This is a genomic window from Mesorhizobium sp. M0909 (assembly GCF_040319515.1).
Classification (GTDB): Bacteria; Pseudomonadota; Alphaproteobacteria; order Rhizobiales; family Rhizobiaceae; genus Mesorhizobium.
This window is the reverse complement of sequence record NZ_JAMYOA010000014.1, coordinates 100,489-117,981: the sequence shown is the minus strand read 5'-3', so window position 1 is coordinate 117,981 and position 17,493 is coordinate 100,489. Positions and strand designations below refer to the sequence as shown.

General features: G+C 62.5%; 19 protein-coding genes. 12 read left to right on the top strand and 7 right to left on the bottom strand.

Annotated elements, in window-relative coordinates; translation table 11 throughout:
* Positions 1 to 1,107 carry a Gfo/Idh/MocA family oxidoreductase gene (locus tag NKH83_RS21570; RefSeq protein WP_352807292.1) on the top strand — a complete coding sequence of 369 codons (1,107 nt, stop codon included), beginning with the start codon at positions 1 to 3 and terminating at the stop codon, positions 1,105 to 1,107.
* 26 nt (positions 1,108 to 1,133) lie between these two features.
* Here NKH83_RS21570 and NKH83_RS21565 read toward each other — a convergent pair whose 3' ends face one another.
* Positions 1,134 to 1,907 carry a FadR/GntR family transcriptional regulator gene (locus tag NKH83_RS21565; protein ID WP_352475451.1) on the bottom strand — a complete coding sequence of 258 codons (774 nt, stop codon included), beginning with the start codon at positions 1,905 to 1,907 and terminating at the stop codon, positions 1,134 to 1,136.
* Positions 1,908 to 1,937: 30 nt separating this feature from the next.
* Complete coding sequence (locus NKH83_RS21560; RefSeq protein ID WP_352475452.1) at positions 1,938 to 2,939, bottom strand: LysR family transcriptional regulator; 1,002 nt, start codon at positions 2,937 to 2,939, stop codon at positions 1,938 to 1,940.
* A gap of 109 nt (positions 2,940 to 3,048) precedes the next feature.
* Here NKH83_RS21560 and NKH83_RS21555 point away from each other — a divergent pair, with 109 nt between their 5' ends.
* Together NKH83_RS21555 and NKH83_RS21550 are read left to right on the top strand one after the other, a co-directional pair.
* Positions 3,049 to 3,663, top strand: a complete 615-nt coding sequence (locus tag NKH83_RS21555) for a nitroreductase family protein (RefSeq protein WP_352475453.1) — start codon at positions 3,049 to 3,051, stop codon at positions 3,661 to 3,663.
* Positions 3,660 to 4,517, top strand: coding sequence for an EamA family transporter (locus NKH83_RS21550; RefSeq protein WP_352475454.1), 858 nt, complete (start codon positions 3,660 to 3,662; stop codon positions 4,515 to 4,517). Before NKH83_RS21555 ends, NKH83_RS21550 begins: the two co-directional genes overlap by 4 nt.
* 18 nt (positions 4,518 to 4,535) lie before the next feature.
* Here the strand turns inward: NKH83_RS21550 and NKH83_RS21545 are convergent, their stop codons facing one another.
* Positions 4,536 to 5,150, bottom strand: a complete 615-nt coding sequence (locus NKH83_RS21545; protein ID WP_352807287.1) for a Fic family protein — start codon at positions 5,148 to 5,150, stop codon at positions 4,536 to 4,538.
* 10 nt (positions 5,151 to 5,160) lie between these two features.
* Complete coding sequence (locus tag NKH83_RS21540) at positions 5,161 to 5,349, bottom strand: hypothetical protein (RefSeq protein ID WP_352475456.1); 189 nt, start codon at positions 5,347 to 5,349, stop codon at positions 5,161 to 5,163.
* A 215-nt stretch (positions 5,350 to 5,564) separates the two neighbouring features.
* On the opposite strand from NKH83_RS21540, the gene NKH83_RS21535 reads away from it, so the two are divergent.
* The gene (locus NKH83_RS21535) at positions 5,565 to 6,053 is read left to right on the top strand and encodes a nucleoside deaminase (RefSeq protein WP_254819093.1); all 489 of its coding nucleotides are present in this window, start codon (positions 5,565 to 5,567) and stop codon (positions 6,051 to 6,053) included.
* A gap of 93 nt (positions 6,054 to 6,146) precedes the next feature.
* Here the strand turns inward: NKH83_RS21535 and NKH83_RS21530 are convergent, their stop codons facing one another.
* Positions 6,147 to 7,043 carry an NAD-dependent epimerase/dehydratase family protein gene (locus NKH83_RS21530; protein WP_352475457.1) on the bottom strand — a complete coding sequence of 299 codons (897 nt, stop codon included), beginning with the start codon at positions 7,041 to 7,043 and terminating at the stop codon, positions 6,147 to 6,149.
* A gap of 146 nt (positions 7,044 to 7,189) precedes the next feature.
* On the opposite strand from NKH83_RS21530, the gene NKH83_RS21525 reads away from it, so the two are divergent.
* The gene (locus NKH83_RS21525) at positions 7,190 to 8,128 is read left to right on the top strand and encodes an NAD(P)-dependent oxidoreductase (RefSeq protein WP_352475458.1); all 939 of its coding nucleotides are present in this window, start codon (positions 7,190 to 7,192) and stop codon (positions 8,126 to 8,128) included.
* 818 nt (positions 8,129 to 8,946) lie between these two features.
* Here the strand turns inward: NKH83_RS21525 and NKH83_RS21520 are convergent.
* Together NKH83_RS21520 and NKH83_RS21515 are read right to left on the bottom strand one after the other, a co-directional pair.
* Positions 8,947 to 9,723: a FadR/GntR family transcriptional regulator gene (locus NKH83_RS21520; RefSeq protein WP_254820534.1), complete on the bottom strand. Its 777-nt coding sequence runs from the start codon at positions 9,721 to 9,723 to the stop codon at positions 8,947 to 8,949.
* Positions 9,724 to 9,867: 144 nt separating this feature from the next.
* Complete coding sequence (locus NKH83_RS21515; protein ID WP_254820533.1) at positions 9,868 to 10,857, bottom strand: sugar-binding protein; 990 nt, start codon at positions 10,855 to 10,857, stop codon at positions 9,868 to 9,870.
* A gap of 428 nt (positions 10,858 to 11,285) precedes the next feature.
* Here NKH83_RS21515 and NKH83_RS21510 point away from each other — a divergent pair, with 428 nt between their 5' ends.
* The 7 genes from NKH83_RS21510 (at position 11,286) to NKH83_RS21480 (ending at position 17,493) form a co-directional block, all read left to right on the top strand.
* On the top strand, positions 11,286 to 12,026 hold the full coding sequence (locus tag NKH83_RS21510) for an ATP-binding cassette domain-containing protein (RefSeq protein ID WP_023675804.1): 741 nt from the start codon (positions 11,286 to 11,288) through the stop codon (positions 12,024 to 12,026).
* Positions 12,027 to 12,060: 34 nt separating this feature from the next.
* Positions 12,061 to 13,059 carry an ABC transporter permease gene (locus NKH83_RS21505; RefSeq protein ID WP_352475459.1) on the top strand — a complete coding sequence of 333 codons (999 nt, stop codon included), beginning with the start codon at positions 12,061 to 12,063 and terminating at the stop codon, positions 13,057 to 13,059.
* A gap of 315 nt (positions 13,060 to 13,374) precedes the next feature.
* The gene (locus tag NKH83_RS21500) at positions 13,375 to 14,202 is read left to right on the top strand and encodes an AraC family transcriptional regulator (RefSeq protein ID WP_352475460.1); all 828 of its coding nucleotides are present in this window, start codon (positions 13,375 to 13,377) and stop codon (positions 14,200 to 14,202) included.
* 107 nt (positions 14,203 to 14,309) lie between these two features.
* Positions 14,310 to 14,753 (top strand): SRPBCC family protein, encoded by a 444-nt coding sequence (locus NKH83_RS21495; protein WP_352475461.1) that lies wholly within the window; start codon positions 14,310 to 14,312, stop codon positions 14,751 to 14,753.
* Positions 14,754 to 14,784: 31 nt separating this feature from the next.
* A complete protein-coding gene (locus tag NKH83_RS21490; RefSeq protein WP_352475462.1) occupies positions 14,785 to 15,579 on the top strand; it encodes an FAD binding domain-containing protein in 795 nt (264 codons plus the stop codon).
* 49 nt (positions 15,580 to 15,628) lie between these two features.
* On the top strand, positions 15,629 to 16,111 hold the full coding sequence (locus NKH83_RS21485) for a (2Fe-2S)-binding protein (protein WP_352475463.1): 483 nt from the start codon (positions 15,629 to 15,631) through the stop codon (positions 16,109 to 16,111).
* Positions 16,112 to 16,125: 14 nt separating this feature from the next.
* Positions 16,126 to 17,493 (top strand): xanthine dehydrogenase family protein molybdopterin-binding subunit, encoded by a 1,368-nt coding sequence (locus tag NKH83_RS21480; protein WP_352475464.1) that lies wholly within the window; start codon positions 16,126 to 16,128, stop codon positions 17,491 to 17,493.

The window sequence follows — 17,493 nt, the reverse complement described above, 5'->3', positions numbered from 1 at the left end:
ATGAGCAGGTTACGCGTCGGGGTCGTCGGCGCCGGCATGGTCTCGCAGGTCGAGCATATTCCCAATCTGCTGCGCCTCAGCGAATTGTTCGAGCTGGTCGGGGTCGCCGATCCCTCCAGGATTTCGCGGCAGTTCGTCACCGACACCCATGGCATTGCCAATTTCGAAACGATCGACCAGCTCTTCGACCAACGCCTCGACGCGGTGGTGATCGGCTCGCCGGACCCGCTACATCACGAACAGGTGCTGGCGGCGCTGGCGGTTGGCCTGCATGTCTTTTGCGAAAAGCCGCTTTGCTATTCGCTGGCGGAAATCGCCGAGATCATCGCCGCGCGCGACGCCGCCAGGAAAATCGTTCAGGTCGGCTATATGAAGCGCTTCGATCCGAGCTACCGGCTGGCGCTCGCTTCGCTGCCTGGAACATCAAACACGCTGCGCGCGGTCTCGGTGGAAGTGAACGATCCCGACGCCTGGCCGTTCATCACCCACCAGCCCTACAGGCGCGGCACCGATATCCCCAACGACCTGATCGCCGCTGTCGCCGCCAAGCAGAAGCGCCAGGTCGAATACGCCATCGATGTCCCCGTGACCAAGCTCGCTTTCCGTGGATTTATCGGCGCTTACAGCTCGGCCTTGATTCACGACGTCAACGCCGTCCACGGCCTGCTCGACGCGCTCGGCGTGCCGGACGGCGAGGTCGTCGGAGCGCAGATCTTTGCCAATGGCGACGGCGGCCAGGGCGCCGTCAAGTTGCTGGACGGGCAGGCGCTGTGGACCATGACCCATCTCACCGTGCCCAAGCTTGCCGACTACAAGGAGCGGATCACGCTGTTCTTCGACGATGCCAGCCTCGAGCTCGAATTCCCCTCGCCCTGGCTCAACCATCATCCGACCCGGCTGACGGTGACGACCTCGGACGGTCACATACTGTCGAAGCGTGATTTGCGCGCCGGCTACGCAGAAGCCTTCGTCGAGGAGATGCGTGGCTTCTGGGCGGCCATCGTCAATGGCGACCCCGTCGTCAACCCGCCCGAACACGCCGCCCGCGACCAGGAGCTGCTCCTCGGCCTGACGTGGCAGCATCTGGCGACCGAACCCTTCGACTGAGCGCTCAATCTGTAGCTGAACGGCCGCTACCTGGACTTGATGACGCTGTCGGTATTGGCCAGCAGCTTGCGCACCGCATTGCGCGCCGCGTCCGGCCGCTGCAGGCGGATGCTCTTCTCGATCGCCTCATGCAGCCTCTGCGCATGCTGCAAATCGTCGAGTTCCCGCGTGGTATAAGCAAATAGATGATCGAATGCCGATTCGATCAGCACGCCGAGCGGCACCAGCAGATCGTTGCCCGAGGCCCGCAGGATGGCGAGGTGGAACCGCGTGTCGGCGCGCGTTCGCTCCTGCAGATTGGTCGCCTCGCCCATCTCGCGGCAGGCCTGGCTGATCTCGGCCATCTGCTCGTCGGTGCGCCGCATCGCGGCAAAGGCGCTGGCCTCCGGCTCGATGATGTGGCGGAATTCCTGCACGGTCCTGAGGAACACCTCGCGATCCGGCGAGGTCGCGTACCAGGCCAGCACGTCGCGATCGAGCAAGTTCCAGCGCTCCTTCGGCTCGACCCAGCTGCCGATCTTCGGGCGCGAGGCAAGCAGGCTCTTGGCCATCAGCATTTTTATGGCTTCGCGCACCGCCGAGCGGCTGACGTCGAAGGTCTCGGACCATTTGGCCTCGTTGGGCAGGATGGTTCCCGGCGGATAGTCGCCGCGCACGATCCTCAGCCCGATCTCGTTGGCGAGCGACGCGTGAACGCTCGACCCCGGCATGCGCGCCGCATCGGCCCGGCGAATACCGCTCGTGCGTTCGGCGAACGCCTCGGCCGCTGTCTTTCCCTTGTTCGGCTTCGCGTCCTGCATAGCTCCACAAAGTCCGGATTTGGAGGCGTGTCAAGGAGATGAAATCGACGGCAATATCTCAGTTTGGTTTTCCGCCTCAGTCCCCTCCCCGACACCGCGCTTTGCCGAGCGCTCACGCCGGAGCGGCACAAACGGCTTCTCTTGGTTCCGATTGAATTCCTCGATCAGGAAATCAAGGAAGGCGCGGATTTTCGGGGCAAGATGCTGCCGTGCCGGATAGACCGCGTAGAGCGTGGTTTCGACCTTTTCCCAGTCATCCAGAGCCGATTGCAGCCGGCCTGCTTTCAGGTCGCTCTCGACATAGGGATAGGGGATCAGGCTGACGCCGAAGCCGGCGCGCAGCGCATCGCGCACGGCAAGGCTTGACGAGACCGTATATCGTCCGTCGATGGCGACCCGCTCGGCGCGGCCGTCCTTGCGGAATTCCCATATGTCCGCATGCCCCGAGAGGCTGAACCGGATGCAATTGGCCGCCTTCAAATCGGCAGGCGTCTTGGGCCGGCCATGCTCCTCGAAATAGGACGGAGCCGCGCAAAGCACGTGCGGCATGACCGCAAGCTTTCTCGCGACCAGGCTGGAATCCTCGAGATTATCGCTGCCGCGAATGGCCAGGTCAAATCCCTCCCGCACGATATCGACGCGCCTGTCGTCAAGATGCAGATCGAGTTTCAAATCGGGATAGCGCGATAGAAACGCGGGGATGGCAGCCGAAAGCCGCGTCAATGTGACAGTCATCGGCGCGCTGACCCGCAACGTGCCGCTCGGCGCCGTCTTGACCGGGCCGAGGACCTGGTCGGCCCTGGCCAGCGCATCGAGCCCCTGCGTGACATGCTCCAGATAGATTCTGCCTTCTTCGGTCAGGGCCATGCGCCGCGTTGTCCGGTTGATAAGCCGCACCCCCAGATGCGCCTCCAATTCGGCGATGTTCTTGCTGACCGCAGGAGGAGAGAGACCGAGCCGCCGTCCGGCTTCGGCAAAGCTGTTCAGTTCCGCCACATGGCGGAAAACCTGCAACGCCGTCAGGCGATCCATCTCATCATTCTCTTCTAGTAAACAATGTCTTTCAATTATCGCGTATTATCGCTCGTTGGTAAATTCTCTATCTGCTATCCGAACGGCTTGCTCAATTCGGAACGACATGATGACCAACCCCACAATCTCCCTGATCGAGCGGCGCATGTCGGCCAATCGGTTCGATGCCTCGCACGCATTGACGGATGCCGAGGTCGAGGAACTGGCACGCCTCGCAACGCGCGCGCCAAGCGCCTACAACCTTCAGAATTGGCGGTTCATCGCCGTGCGGACGCCGGAAGCAAAGGCGCGGTTGCGCAGCGTGGCCCATGGCCAGGCCAAGGTGCAGGAAGCAGCGGTCACCTTCATCGTCTGCGGCGTACTGCCCGACCACGCTGCCCTCAATGCCAGGCTGCGTCCTTTCGTCGAAGCCGGCTTCATGCCGGCGGATATGGCTTCGGGCTGGCGGGAGGGCGCCCGCGCCCAATATGCCGATCCTCTAGCGGCCCGCGACGAGGCGGTGCGCTCGGCAACGCTCGGCGCTGCAACGCTGATTTTCGCGGCCGAAGCGCTGGGGCTCGTCTCCGGTCCGATGGCCGGCTTCGATGCCGAAGGCGTGGCGCGCGAGTTTGGCCTTGGGCGCAATGAAGTGCCGGTGATGCTCATCGCAGTCGGCCGCGCCGCGCCCGGAAACTGGCCGCAAAAGCCGCGTCGCCCCCTTGCCGAAGTACTGGAAATCTTATGAAAACGCACCGTTCCGATCTGTTGCTTACAGCCATTGCACCCGCAATATGGGGCAGCACCTACATCGTCACCACGCAGTTCCTGCCGAACTTTTCGCCGATGACGGTTGCAATGCTGCGAGCCTTGCCCGCCGGATTGCTGCTGCTCGCGATCGTTCGGCAACTGCCGACGGGCATCTGGTGGCTACGCAGTTTCCTGCTCGGAGCCCTCAACATCTCGATCTTCCTGAGCCTGTTGTTTGTCGCCGCCTACCGGCTTCCGGGCGGGGTCGCCGCGACGGTGCTGTCGGTCCAGCCGTTAATTGTGATTTTCCTTGCCGCTGCCATGCTTGGCAGCCCTGTCCGGCCGTTGGCGATCGTCGCCGCCCTTGTCGGGATCGCAGGTGTCGCGTTGCTGGTGCTGACCCCGAACGCGACGCTCGATGCGGCCGGCGTTGCCGCCGGCGTCGCCGGGGCGGCCTCCATGGCCTTCGGAAGCGTATTGTCGCGTAAGTGGCAACCGCCAGTATCGCTGCTTACCTTCACGGCATGGCAGCTGACCGCCGGCGGTCTGCTTCTCGTTCCAGTGGCTCTGCTTTTCGAATCGTCCATCCCGCTCCCGACCGGCGCCAACCTGCTTGGACTGGCGTGGCTCGGGCTGATCGGTGCGGCGCTGACCTATGTCCTCTGGTTCCGGGGCATTGCGCGACTAGAATCCGCAGTGGTGTCATCGCTGCTTTTCCTCAGCCCGGTGACCGCCGTGCTGCTTGGATGGGTATTCCTGGATCAGACGCTGACCTTGCCTCAAATCGCCGGCGTCGTTTTCGTCATCGGCAGCATCTGGCTGGCTCAACGGCCCAATCGGAACGAGGCTTGAGCCTGAGCGGGAAGTTGGTCAGTTTGAAATTTGGCCGCCGGCTTGGTCGATGACGGAAATGAGCTGTTTCGCGAGCATTGCGCGAACCATATTCTCCATCTCACTGATGTCCTCTTCACCATTGCTAGCAGCCTCATCGGCCATTTCGAGAGCCTCAATGTAATGGCTATTATCGGTCTCGATTTGTTGAGGGATTGTTGGGGACCCCGGCAACACGTAACCCAATTTAGTGCTCAACAATAAGTAGGATAATGCTCGAGAGGTGCGGCCATTTCCGTCAGCAAACGGGTGAATCCAATTCAGCCGCCACATGGCATACGCTGATAGATAAAACGCAGTTCGCTCGTGCCAATTGTCGTTTATGTAATCACAAAATTCGGTTAGGTGCGTTGTCACCAAATGAGGCGGCGGCGGCGAGTGCTTACTCTTGTGGATGCCGGCGGGGTTTTTGCGTATTTCCCCGGGCTCGGCTTCTATTCCCTGAACAGCCTCTCGCTGCAGGTCCAAAATTAAAGGAACCCGAAGGGCGAACGGCCGATCGGGTTCCAAATAGTAACGAATGACATCTAGCGTTAGGTCGTACTGGCGAAATCCATTTTCAATCTCAAGCCGTGTGTTGTGATCGACCGCCACGCTTTACTCTCTACCGGCCGTGGACAGCTTCTCTCGGCACACGATGTGAGATTTCTTCCACCAGTTCACGCGTCACATTGCTATTTTCGATCTTCGTGTTTCCGTACACGAAGCTGTTGCGCTGTTCGTTGCGCTGCTCGTCGTTCATGTGAACGCCCTTTGCTAGCTCAACGAGTCTAGAAAGGTTGTGGTCGCCCATTCGTGCCTCCTGCTGATTTGTCACTAGAACATAGTGCGTACGCAAGAGGTTGCCAATGCGCTAATCGCCACCGGTACGCTTTGTATGGCCCGCGCTTTCCCGCCTTCGGTGCCATCGCTGGTCGGGGCGCGTGAAACTGAGGCACTACCGCCTAGGCCGCCACCTTGTGTCGGCGGATTGTTCGGCACTATGGTCAAGCGGCGGAGGATCTGCCGATGCCACAACGGCCCTATGATGAGCGTCTGCTCCGTCAGGCGTTCGAAGTCGCGCGCCGAGCCCGCGATGCTGGCGAACATCCCTTTGGTTCGCTCCTCGCCGATAAGGACGGCAATGTGTTGCGCGAGCAGCCCAACGGTTACAAAGCCGGCGGGGGCGACCGCACCGCTCACGCCGAAAGGCTGCTGGCCTCGTGGGCGGCGATGAATGTCAGTCTCGAAAAGCTGGCTTCCTGCACCCTCTACACCTCGGCCGAACCTTGCGCGATGTGCTCTGGGACAATCTATTGGGCGGGCATCGGACGGGTCGTCTTTGGGCAGAGCGAACATGACCTCAAGCGGGTAACGGGTGCACATGTCGAGAATCCCACGCTCGACCTGCCCTGCAGGATCGTCTTCGAAGCCGGGCAGCGTCCGACTGAAGTCGTCGGCCCGCTGCTTGCCGATGAAGCGGCGCAACTCCAGGCCGATTTCTGGAAAGACAAGTAGCTCGATTGCCCGCGCGCGGCAAACGCGTGAGCCTAGCCTCATGACGAAAAAATCGGGGCTGGCCCAGTGGCGGCTCCGCGTCAGATCCGCCCGTCAGCCCGTCTTGACGTATTTCCGCCAGCTGTGCTCAGGCCGGAAGCCGAGCATGTCGCGCGCCTTGCGGTTGGAGAGCAGCGTCTCGTATTCGCCGAGATCGCCCTTGACGGGCACGTCGGGATAAAACCGCTTCAAAAGTTCGGCCGTCGGCAGGTCGGACGAGGTGTCGTCATTGGCGGCGTTGAACACCTGATAGCCGAGCCCGTCCTTCTCGATGGCGCGCAGCGTGATCTGGCCGAGGTCGCGCGCGTCGATATAGCTCCAGGCGATGCGCTTGCGGAAACCCGGATCGGCGAACCATTTCGGAAATAGCGAATATTCATGCGGCTCGATGACGTTGCCGATGCGCAGGGCGTAGATGTCGCTGCCATCGCGTTGTGCAAACGCCCGCGCGGTCTTCTCGTTGACGACCTTGGACAGCGCATAGCTGTCCATCGGATCGACGTCGTACTCCTCGTCGAGCGGGAAATACGTCGGATCGCGCGGTTCGTTGGCGAAGACCAGGCCGTAGGTGGTTTCGCTGGAGGCGATCACCACCTTGCGGATGCCGAGCTTCACCGCGGCCTCGATGACGTTGTAGGTGCCGAGCGCGTTGATGCGGAACACCTCGTTGTCGGGCGTGATCATGATGCGCGGGATCGCCGCGAAATGCACCACGGCATCGACCGGCTGCGTGCGCAGCGACGGGTCGAATTCATGCAGGCCCATATAGCTCGACAGCGCGTTGAACACCTGCCCGCTGTCGGTGATGTCGGTGATCAGCGTGCGCACCTTGGGATTGTCGAGCGGCTTGGTGTCGATGTTGAGTACCTGGCAGCCCTGCTCGACGAGATACCGCACGACGTGGCGCCCGGCTTTGCCGCTGCCGCCGGTGAACATAATCCGCTTCGTCATTTTGCTCTCCCTGGAATTCATGTGTATTGTCAGACAATATCGAACTCTGCAATCGCCTGCCATGGCATGCGGCAAAAACCCGCTTCAACAATTCGCCGGCAAGCTGCAGCGCCGTCATCCATCATTGCAAGATAGGACGAAACGACATGAACACGACCGCCGCGAGCGAAAAGATTGGCTTCATCGGGCTTGGCCTGATGGGGCACGGGATCGCGAAGAACATCGTCGACAAGGGCTATCCGCTGACGTTTCTCGGCCGCAAGAACCGCGCGCCGGCGCAAGACCTGCTCGGCCGCGGCGCCAGGGAAGCGGCGACCTCGCGCGACGTCGCGGCGGCCTCCGACATCGTCTTCATCTGCGTCACCGGCTCGCGCGAGGTCGAAGCCATCATCCGCGGCCCAGGCGGCCTCAAGGAAGGCCTGAAGCAGGGATCGGTTGTCGTCGACTGCTCGACCTCTGATCCCGTTTCGACGGTGGCGCTGGCCGCCGAACTCAAGGGGCTAGGCGTCGATTATGTCGATGCCCCGCTCAGCCGCACGCCGAAGGAAGCCTGGGAAGGCACGCTCGACGCCATGGTCGGCGCGCCCGACGCGGTCTTTGCCCGGCTGAAGCCGGTGCTCGAAACCTGGGCCGGGCGCATCGTCCATATCGGCGACACCGGCGACGGCCACCGCATGAAGCTGCTCAACAACTTCATTTCGCTCGGCTACGCCGCGATCTATTCCGAAGCGCTGGCGCTGGCGCAGAAGGTCGGCATCTCGCCGCCGCGCTTCGACAGCGTCATCCGCAACGGCCGCATGGATTGCGGTTTCTACCAGACCTTCATGCGCTGGACGCTGGAAGGCGACCGCGACGCCCACAAATTCACCATCGCCAACGCCTTCAAGGATCTCACCTATCTCGAGTCGATGGCGGGTGCTGCCGGCATCGCCAACCCGCTCGGCAACGCCACCAAGAACGCCTTCGCCGGCGCCTTCGCGGCCGGCCCCGCCGACCAGTACGTGCCGATGCTGGCCACGCATATCGGCAAGGTCAACGGCGTCGACCTGATGCCGACCAGGGACGGCAAGAAGCAGACGATCTGAGAACGTTGAGATTAACGCCTGGGAGTGTCGCACAACTGTAGACGTTCGCTGCCGACCAGCTACAGCCGCCAATCTCCAACGCTGGCGATTAGCCACATGACACCACACCTTCGTCATCCCAGGGCGGAGCAGCAGCGAAGCGACGTCGCGCAGACCCTGGGATCCATGCCGTGAGATCAGCCGAAGAATGCAGCGCGGCTCAGAACGGCGCTTGTATCCGCCATTGCGCTCGTTGCCCTTCCACCATGACCGCGAGCCAGAAGCTGCTGAAGCGCTGGCTCCGCCAATGGAAGACCGAATTGATCGAGACGACCAGTCGCAGAGTGCTTCGAGCTTTTTCGCAGGACGGGGGTGGCAGCGTTTGGTTCTGGTCCGCTGGAGCACTGCCGCAAGGTAACGGGTCTGCGCCGCGTCGCTTCGCTCCTTGCTCCGCCCAGGGATGACGAAGGGAGGGGATGACGAAGGGAGGGTTTCGGCTAATCTCCTAAATTTGCGATTTGCGACTGACGGGAACGATCGACCTTCGTTGCTGGTTGACCCGACTTACACGCAGTTGGCCGAGAAACGATCGAATCAGCGCCGAAACCGGCCGATAACGTCGTCGGTATTGGCGAGAAGTCTGTGCACCAAAGCACGCGCACTTCCGATCGGAAGAAGCCAAAAACAAAAAACCCGCCTCGGTGGGCGGGTCGTCGGCGCCAATTCGCACCATACCCAAATTAGTAGCATAGCTGCCGGCACAAATCAAGAACAAAGTACATTGCGACGATAAAAACCGAATTCCTGTCCCACCCGAGTTCGCCAGCCCTGTGCAACCATCACCGCCGCGACCGGCCGATAACGTCGTCGGTGTTGGCGAGAAGTCTGTGCACCGCGGCACGGGCTGCAGCCGGCCGCTGCAGGCGGATGTTCTTCTCGATTGCCTCGTGCAGCCTCTGCGCATGCTGCTGGTCGCTGGTTTCGCGCGTGACGAAAACAAACAGGTGATCGAGCGCCGATTCGATCAGCACGCCGAGCGGCACCAGCAGATCGTTGCCCGAGGCCCGCAGGATGGCGAGGTGGAACCGCGTGTCGGCGCGCGTTCGCTCCTGCAGATTGGTCGCCTCGCCCATCTCGCGGCAGGCCTGGCTGATCTCGGCCATCTGCTCGTCGGTGCGCCGCATCGCGGCAAAGGCGCTGGCCTCCGGCTCGATGATGTGGCGGAATTCCTGCACGGTCCTGAGGAACACCTCACGATCCGGCGAGGTCGCGTACCAGGCTAGCACATCGCGATCGAGCAGGTTCCAGCGCTCCTTCGGCTCGACCCAGCTGCCGATCTTCGGGCGCGAGGCAAGCAGGCTCTTGGCCATTAGCATTTTTATGGCTTCGCGCACCGCCGAGCGGCTGACGTCGAAGGTCTCGGACCATTTGGCTTCGTTGGGCAGGATGGTTCCCGGCGGATAGTCGCCGCGCACGATCCTCAGCCCGATCTCGTTGGCCAGCGACGCATGCACGCTCGAGCCGGGAAAGTGTGCGGCGTCGGCGCGCCGAACGCCGGCCGGCCGCTCAGCCTCTGCCTTCTTGGCGGGTCGCTTTTTTGATGTCGCGTCCGGCATTCGTATTCCCCGGCAGCTGCTTGTCGAAAGCCTGAATTCAGGGCACGACAAGGCAGCGGCCTACGCTCCAAAGCAGCGTCGCCTCGTGCGTTTGTATGGACGATGCGTAACGGGGCGCCCGTCGGGCGCCCCGTAATTGCCGACCTACTTCTGGATGCAGGTGTCGACAGTATCCTTGGTGCATTCGTCGAGGCCGGTGAACACCGGATCGGCCACCGGCTTGCCTTCGATCAGGTCGATCATCACCGAAGGCGCCTTGTAGCCCATCTCGAACGGCCGCTGGCCAACCAGTGCGGTCACCAGCCCGTCACGAGCAATCGCCACCTCGTCGCCGATCGTGTCGGCGGCGCCGATGACGAAGGCGTTGCTGGCGATCTTGTCGGCCATCGGCTTGAACAGGTCGCGATAGGGCTGCGGAGCGCCGAACAGCGGCCAGCCGCCCATGATACCGAAGGCGTCGAGATCGGGATTGGCGGCGAGGATGTCGGTCATCGCCTGCACGCCCTTAGCGCCGTCGTCATTGGTGAACACCGGGCAGCCGGCAACTTCGGTCCAGCCGCCTTCGCCCGCCAGCGCCGCGAGGCCGTCCTTGCCTGAAAGCGCGTCACGCATGCCCTGCGCGCGGCGCAGGATGTTGTCGGCCGCCGGATTGCCTTCGATGGTGCAGATCTTGCCGCCATTCGGCTTGGCCTTCTTGATGTATTCGCCGATCTTGTGACCCATCAGGTAGTTGTCGGTGCCGAGATAGGTCTTGCGCAGCGCCGCGTCTTCCTTGCTGAGGTCGGCGTCGACGGTCATGATCGGGATCGACGGATTGGCGCTTTTGATCGTCTGCGCGATCAATGGCGCGTTCGACGGCGAAATCGCCATCGCCACCGTGTCGGGCTTGCTCAGCATGTCCTGGACGATCTGGGCTTCACCGGCCTCATCCGAGGTCGACGCCGGTCCGGTGTAGAAGCACTCATATTCCGAGCTGGCGTTTTCCTTGTTCCATTTCTCGCAGCCCTGATGGATGGCCTCGAAGAATGGATTGTCGAGACCCTTCACGACGATGACGAGCTGTTTCTTGGCCATGGCCGGCCCGGCACCCAACGCCATGACGGCGGCGGCAGCGAGCAATAGTGATTTCCTCATGTCAGTCCTCCCTTTTGAAACAAACGGACACCGCGTGCCCGCCACACACAGATCGACCTGGAGCAAGATGACAGAGGACGTCGCACTCGTGTCGCCAAGCCAGGTCGATAAGCATTTTCATATTCAGTCTCAGACAGGCATCGACAGATATCGCCGGTTGCCAAATCCCTGACCGACAAACCCTCACCGATTTCCTTCCGGCAACCCGGTGGCTCGGCGCAAGCTCCTCCGACACTTAGCTAATATCGCCTTGTCACCGACGTCAATGCTATTTGTCCTACAAAACTGATTTTTCGAAAGAAGCCGTGGTTGACGCCAAGAAGGCTTATGCGTAAATGGGCGAAATCGCTGCTTCCGGGAGGAACTGGGAAGAGCGAAAGGCCGCGGCAGAACCGCAGGCCCCAAAGCACGGGGAGGCAAGAAGGCTGGTGGCGGTTCTCGAACTCACCAACATTTCGAAGCATTTTGGCGCCATCCAGGCGGTCAACGACGTTTCGTTGTCGATCGAAGCGGGACAGGTTGTCGGCCTGATGGGCGACAACGGCGCCGGCAAGTCGACGCTGGTCAAGATGATCGCCGGCAATTTCCCGCCGAGCCATGGCACGATGCAGATGGACGGCAAGGAGCTGATCCTCCACAAGCCGGTCGAGGCGCGCCAGCACGGCATCGAAATCGTCCATCAGGACCTGGCGCTGTGCAACAATCTGACGGCCGCCGCCAACGTCTATCTCGGCCGCGAATTGCGCCGCGGCCTCGGGCCGCTTCGCATCCTCGACTATGCCGCGATGTACAAGCGTGCCGGCCAGATCTTTGCCGAGCTGAAATCCGAAACGCGCCCGCGCGACCTGGTCAAACAAATGTCGGGCGGCCAGCGGCAAGCGGTGGCCATCGCCCGCACCATGCTTTCGCAGGCCAAGATCGTGCTGATGGACGAGCCGACGGCGGCGATCTCGGTGCGCCAGGTCGCCGAGGTGTTGAACCTGATCCGCCATTTGCGCGACCAGGGCATCGCCGTCGTGCTGATCAGCCACCGCATGCCCGACGTCTTTGACGTTGCCGACCGCGTTATCGTCATGCGGCGCGGCCGCAAGGTCGCCGACAAGACGATCGCATCCAGTTCGCCGGAAGAAGTCACCGGACTCATCACCGGCGCCATCGAACAGGTATGATTGACGCCTCAACCATGAGTAAAAAAGGTCGATAATGGCTGTCACCCTTGATCAGACGATCGCGCACAAGCAGCACACCTTGCTGAGCAAGGTGTTTGCCAGCCAGACCTTCTGGGTGGTGATCGCGGTCATCCTCGCCTGCCTGTTCCTGTCGGTGGCAACGGATTCCTTCGCCACGACCAAGAACCTCTACAACATCACCCGCAACGTCACCTTCGTCGCCATCGTGGCGCTCGGCATGACGTTCGTCATCATCACGGGCGGTATCGACCTGTCGGTCGGCTCCGTGCTTTGCCTTTGCTCGATGGTGCTGGCCGTGACCATGCATGCCGGCTACGGCATCGAGATCGGCATTGGCGCCGCGATCGCGACAGCGCTGATCATCGGCGCCTTCAACGGGATTCTGATCGCCTATCTCGGCTTTCCGCCCTTCGTGGTGACGCTCGGCATGCTGTCGATTGCGCGCAGCCTTGCCATGGTCGCCTCCAACAACACCGTCGTCTTCCAGTTCGGGCCGGACCACGACAAGCTGCTGGCGCTGGGCGGCGGCGCATGGGTGTTCGGCATCGCCAATCCGGTGCTCTACATGATCGTGCTGGCGTTGATCACCGGCTTTGTGCTGCGCTGGACGAAATTCGGCCGGCACATCTTCGCCATCGGCGGCAACGAGCATGCGGCGACGCTGACCGGCGTTCCGGTGCGCCAGATCAAGGTCGTCGTCTACATGATCTCGGCACTGGCGGCTGGCCTTGCCGGCATCATCCAGACCGGCTGGCTGGGCGCGGTCACCACCAATCTCGGCAACGGCATGGAGCTTCAGGTGATCGCCGCCACCGTCATCGGCGGCGCCAACCTGGCCGGCGGCATGGGCACCGCTTTCGGCGCGGTCGTCGGCGCGGCGCTGATCGAGGTCATCCGCAACAGCCTCGGCCTGCTCGGCATCAATGCCTTCTGGCAAGGCGTGTTCATCGGCGGCGCCATCCTGCTCGCCGTGCTGTTCGACCGCATCCGCAATTTCAGGCGCAACGACTGACGTTCAAGCCCCAACGTCCCCTTCTCCCCTTGTGGGAGAAGGTGTCGCCGAAGGCGACGGATGAGGGGTGCGCCAGCTTGGCATCGCCTCATTTCTTCCAACACCCCTCAACCGTCTCGGCGCTTACGCGCCGATCCACCTTCTCCCGCAGGGGGAGAAGGGGACGCGCTCCTATCGCCGAGTCTGAAAATCCGCCGGTGCGGCGCATGGCCGGCGCCCGGGCGTGCACATGCGTCTTGACGCAAGCCCAAACTGAGCCGCACAATCGCCCGCAGCAGGCGAAGGGAGGCCAGTCGCCTGCGGGAGGATGCACCCATGACGGAAGCGATCAGGCTCTACTGGGGCCGGTTCGGACATGTTTCTGTCCTGAACGTCGCCAGCGACTTCGTCACCCATGCCCATGTCGAGGCGCATATCATCATCTGGCTGGAAGGCACCGCCGGCGAGATGACCATCGGCCGCGAGACGGTGCGGCTTGGACCGGGCACCGCCGCCGGCATCAATTCCTTCCAGCCGCACAGCCACGCTCTGTCCCGCGACGGCACGCCCGGCCTGTTCCTCGCCTTTTACATCGATCCGGACTGGGCACGGAAACGCCGCGAGCTGCCTTCCGCCGCGCCGCTGTTCTCCGCCCCGGCAATCACGCTCGAGCCTTGGCTGCACAAGGCAGCGGCTAACCTCCTCGACCATCTCAGCGACAATGAGAGCATCGACGACATCGCCAGTTACGAGATCGAGCGCTTCATCGACAGCGTGCTCGATGCCGCCGACGCGTCCGCACCGCAGACCGTGCGTGCCCGCGTCAACACCATGCAGGACTTCCGCGTCCGCAAGGCGATCCAGCTGATGAAAGCCAATGTCTGCGAGCGCATCTGCTTCGACGACGTGGCGCGCAGCGTCGGCCTGTCGCGGCCGCATTTCTTCGCGCTGTTCAAGGAACAGACCAATCTGACGCCCAACGTCTATTGGAATACGCTGCGCATGGAGGAAGCGGTGCGGCAATTGCAATGGTCGCAGGAGCCGCTGATCTCGGTCGCCTGCAATCTCGGCTTCACTACCCAGGGCAATTTCTCGCGCTTCTTCCGCGACCATGTCGGCGTCCCGCCGACGCTTTACCGCGAGGCGGCACGGGCGATCAGCTGAGCGCCCGTTTTTCAGACTATTTGATAGGCGTTCAAGACGCATTGATAAGCGCCGCCAAGTCCGCCGCCCTACCCTCCCAGGCAGCTGATTTGCGAGGGAACGATCAAATGGCGAAAGTCACTATCTCCAGCGTCATCGACGCGCCGGTCGAAAAGGTCTGGGCGCGCATACGCGACTTCAACGGCCTGCCGACCTGGCACCCGCGCATGGTCGAAAGTCATATCGAGGACGGCAAGGATGCCGGCACGATCGGCTGCATACGCAATTTCCAGCTCGCCAGCGGCGCCCGCCTACGCGAAAAGCTGCTCGATTTCTCCGACGAGAATTTCCTCGTCAGCTACTCCATCCTGGAGACGCCGCAGCCGCTCACCAACCACAAGGCGACGCTGCAGTTGCGCCGGGTGACCGACGGCGACCGCACCTACGCCGAATGGACCGCCAGCTTCGACGCGCCCCCGGAGGAAGCCGACAAGCTGGCCGAAGGCATGGGCGCAAACGTCTTCCAGGGCGGCTTCAACGCTCTGAAGGCCCATTTTGCCGGCCAAGGTTGAACTGGACTGTGCTGACAAACAGGAGCGTTCCATGACGCTTGCACTGCAGACTTTCCCGACGGTGAAGGACGCCGGCGCGGCGCTGAAAGCCGCCGGCGCCCGCTATCTCGGCGGCGGCACGCTGGTCGTTCGCGCCGCCAATGAAGGCGATGTGTCGATCTCCGGTTTCGTCAGGTCGACCGAGCCGGCGCTGTCGGCCGTCGCCGTTTCCGATAACGAGGTCCGCATTGGCGCTTCGGTGACCATGGCGGCGATCGCCCGCCATCCGGATCTCGCCCCCCTGGCCCACGCCGCGCGCGGTGTCGGCGGACCGGCGATCCGCAACATGGCGACGGTCGGCGGCAATCTCTTCGCGCCGACACCTTACGGTGATTTCACCGTTGCGCTGCTGGCTCTGGACGCAACCGTCAGCACCGGTGACTCCGAGCTGCCGATTGAGACATTCCTGGCAAAGCGCGCGAGCAATGACGCCATCGTCACGGCGGTCGGCGTCACGCTTCCGAAGGAAGGCGGCTTTCGCTTCCTGAAAGTGTCGCGGGTCAAGCCAAAGGGCGTCTCGGTGCTGAGCATCGCAACCGTGCTGGAACAGGCGCCGGACGGAACCGTGTCGTCAGCGCGGATCGCGTTCGGCTGCATGGCCGACCGGCCGATCCGTGCCAGGGCGGCGGAGAAAGCCTTGATTGGCCGCAAACTCACCGCAGACGGCATTGCACCGGCACTGGCTGTTGCCCGCGACGGCACTTCGCCCCCAACCGATCCAATCGCCAGTGCCTGGTATCGCAACGAAGTCCTGCCGGTCCATCTCGCCCGGCTGCTGCTCGCCTGAAAGCCCATGGCGCGCATGTCCGTCTGGCTGCGGCGCAAGGAGTAAAAAGATGGCAAAGGTCCCGGTTCAGTTCACGCTCAATGGTGCGGAGAAAGCCGAGTTCATCGACAGCGGCACGACGCTGCTTCGTGCGCTGCGCGATAAGATCGGCGACACCTCGCCGAAGGGCGGCTGCCATCAGGGCACCTGCGGTGCGTGCTCGGTCATCATCGATGGCGAACTCAGGCTCTCCTGCCTGACGCTGGCAGAGGCCTGCAATGGTGCGACTATCACCACAACATCAGGGCTTTCGAAAGGCGGCGTGCTGCATCCGCTGCAACGCGCTTTCCTCGACGCTTTCGCCACCCAATGCGGTTTCTGCACACCGGGCATGATCATGGCCGCCAAGGTGCTGCTCGATCACACGCCGAACCCCAGCCGCGAGGACGTGGTCGAGGCGCTGTCGGGCAATATCTGCCGCTGTACCGGCTACGAGCCGATCATCCAGGCGGTGCTGACCGCCGCGCGGTCCAATTCGCAGAACGCGGCTTGAGGGGAGTTAAGACAATGGAACTCCGCAAGAGCTATTTCGCCGACCAGCGCAAGGACGATCTGCACGAGATCGGCCAGCCGCGGCCGCGTTCGGATTTACCCGGCCATGTCACCGGCAAGACCACCTATTTCGCCGACCGCAATTTTCCCGGCATGCTGCATTTGAAGATGGTGCGCAGCCCGCACCACCACGCCCGCATCCGCAGCATCGACATATCCGAAGCGGAAAAGCACCCAGGCGTCGTCAATGTGCTGACCGCCAAGGATGTGCCCCACAATGTCTACACCATCCTGATCCTGATCCAGATCGGGCCGGAGGACGAAACGGTGCTGGCCGACGGCAAGGTGCGCTGGAAGGGCGAGGCGGTGGTGGCGGTGCTGGCCGAGACCGAGCGTGCCGCCCAGGAAGCCGTCGCCAAGGTCAAGGTCGATTACGAGGTGCTGCCGGCCGTCTTCGACATGGACGAAGCGTTGAAGCCCGGCGCGCCGATCGTCAACGAATATCACGGCCGCAATTATTACCTCTACGACAGCGGCGAATGCCGCAAGGTGCGCTTCGGCGATGTCGAGGCAGGCTTTGCCGGAGCCGACCACGTGCTCGAACAGACCTACCGGTCTTCACCGATCGAGCATGCGCCGACCGAGACGACAGGCTGCATCGTCGCACCCGAGGGTAACGACCGCTTCACCTGCTACACCAACACGCAGGCGATGTTCTTCACCCTCGACAACGCCTCGATCATCCTGCAGATGCCCGGCAACAAGCTGCATTTCGTCGGCGGCACCGTCGGCGGCGGCTTTGGGGGCAAGGTCGACGTCATCGTCGAGCCGATCGCCATCCTCGGCGCCAAAATAACAGGACGACCGGTCTGTTTTATCTACAGCCGCGAGGAAGAGATGCAGATTTCCTCGCCGCGCGCCGCCGAGAAGGTCGTCATCAAGGACGGCGTCATGAACGACGGCCGCATCGTCGCGCGCAAAGTCACCGGCTACACCGATGCCGGCGCCTATTCGCGCCATTCGCCCTACGGCGCGCAGAAGGGCGCAGGCCACTATCCCGGCCCGTATACGATCCCGAACGTCTGGATCGACACTTATTGCGTCTACACCAACCGCACCCCGTCCTCGGCGATGCGCGGTTTCGGCGTCACCATCGGCGATTTTGCGCTGGAGGTGCAGATGGACAAGCTCGCACGGCTGATCGGCATGGACCCGCTCGAATTCCGCTTCATCAACGCCTACCGCGACGGCGACATGAAGGCGCATCGCCAGCCGACCGAGGGAGCGGCGCTGATCGAATGCATGCAGGAAGCCTCACGCGCCGCCAACTGGCCGGTGGCGGAGAAGTTCATGGCGATGTCGTCTTACGCGAAGGGAGCTTGA

Bases quoted from the DNA above. Each gene is read 5' to 3' on its own strand.
- NKH83_RS21500 (WP_352475460.1), top strand. From the start codon at position 13,375: ATGACGGAAGCGATCAGGCTCTACTGGGGCCGGTTCGGACATGTTTCT.
- NKH83_RS21530 (WP_352475457.1), bottom strand. From the start codon at position 7,043: ATGACGAAGCGGATTATGTTCACCGGCGGCAGCGGCAAAGCCGGGCGC.
- NKH83_RS21555 (WP_352475453.1), top strand. From the start codon at position 3,049: ATGACCAACCCCACAATCTCCCTGATCGAGCGGCGCATGTCGGCCAAT.
- NKH83_RS21565 (WP_352475451.1), bottom strand. From the start codon at position 1,907: ATGCAGGACGCGAAGCCGAACAAGGGAAAGACAGCGGCCGAGGCGTTC.
- NKH83_RS21490 (WP_352475462.1), top strand. From the start codon at position 14,785: ATGACGCTTGCACTGCAGACTTTCCCGACGGTGAAGGACGCCGGCGCG.
- NKH83_RS21515 (WP_254820533.1), bottom strand. From the start codon at position 10,857: ATGAGGAAATCACTATTGCTCGCTGCCGCCGCCGTCATGGCGTTGGGT.
- NKH83_RS21525 (WP_352475458.1), top strand. From the start codon at position 7,190: ATGAACACGACCGCCGCGAGCGAAAAGATTGGCTTCATCGGGCTTGGC.
- NKH83_RS21540 (WP_352475456.1), bottom strand. From the start codon at position 5,349: ATGGGCGACCACAACCTTTCTAGACTCGTTGAGCTAGCAAAGGGCGTT.
- NKH83_RS21495 (WP_352475461.1), top strand. From the start codon at position 14,310: ATGGCGAAAGTCACTATCTCCAGCGTCATCGACGCGCCGGTCGAAAAG.
- NKH83_RS21560 (WP_352475452.1), bottom strand. From the start codon at position 2,939: ATGGATCGCCTGACGGCGTTGCAGGTTTTCCGCCATGTGGCGGAACTG.
- NKH83_RS21520 (WP_254820534.1), bottom strand. From the start codon at position 9,723: ATGCCGGACGCGACATCAAAAAAGCGACCCGCCAAGAAGGCAGAGGCT.
- NKH83_RS21505 (WP_352475459.1), top strand. From the start codon at position 12,061: ATGGCTGTCACCCTTGATCAGACGATCGCGCACAAGCAGCACACCTTG.
- NKH83_RS21570 (WP_352807292.1), top strand. From the start codon at position 1: ATGAGCAGGTTACGCGTCGGGGTCGTCGGCGCCGGCATGGTCTCGCAG.
- NKH83_RS21485 (WP_352475463.1), top strand. From the start codon at position 15,629: ATGGCAAAGGTCCCGGTTCAGTTCACGCTCAATGGTGCGGAGAAAGCC.
- NKH83_RS21550 (WP_352475454.1), top strand. From the start codon at position 3,660: ATGAAAACGCACCGTTCCGATCTGTTGCTTACAGCCATTGCACCCGCA.
- NKH83_RS21535 (WP_254819093.1), top strand. From the start codon at position 5,565: ATGCCACAACGGCCCTATGATGAGCGTCTGCTCCGTCAGGCGTTCGAA.
- NKH83_RS21480 (WP_352475464.1), top strand. From the start codon at position 16,126: ATGGAACTCCGCAAGAGCTATTTCGCCGACCAGCGCAAGGACGATCTG.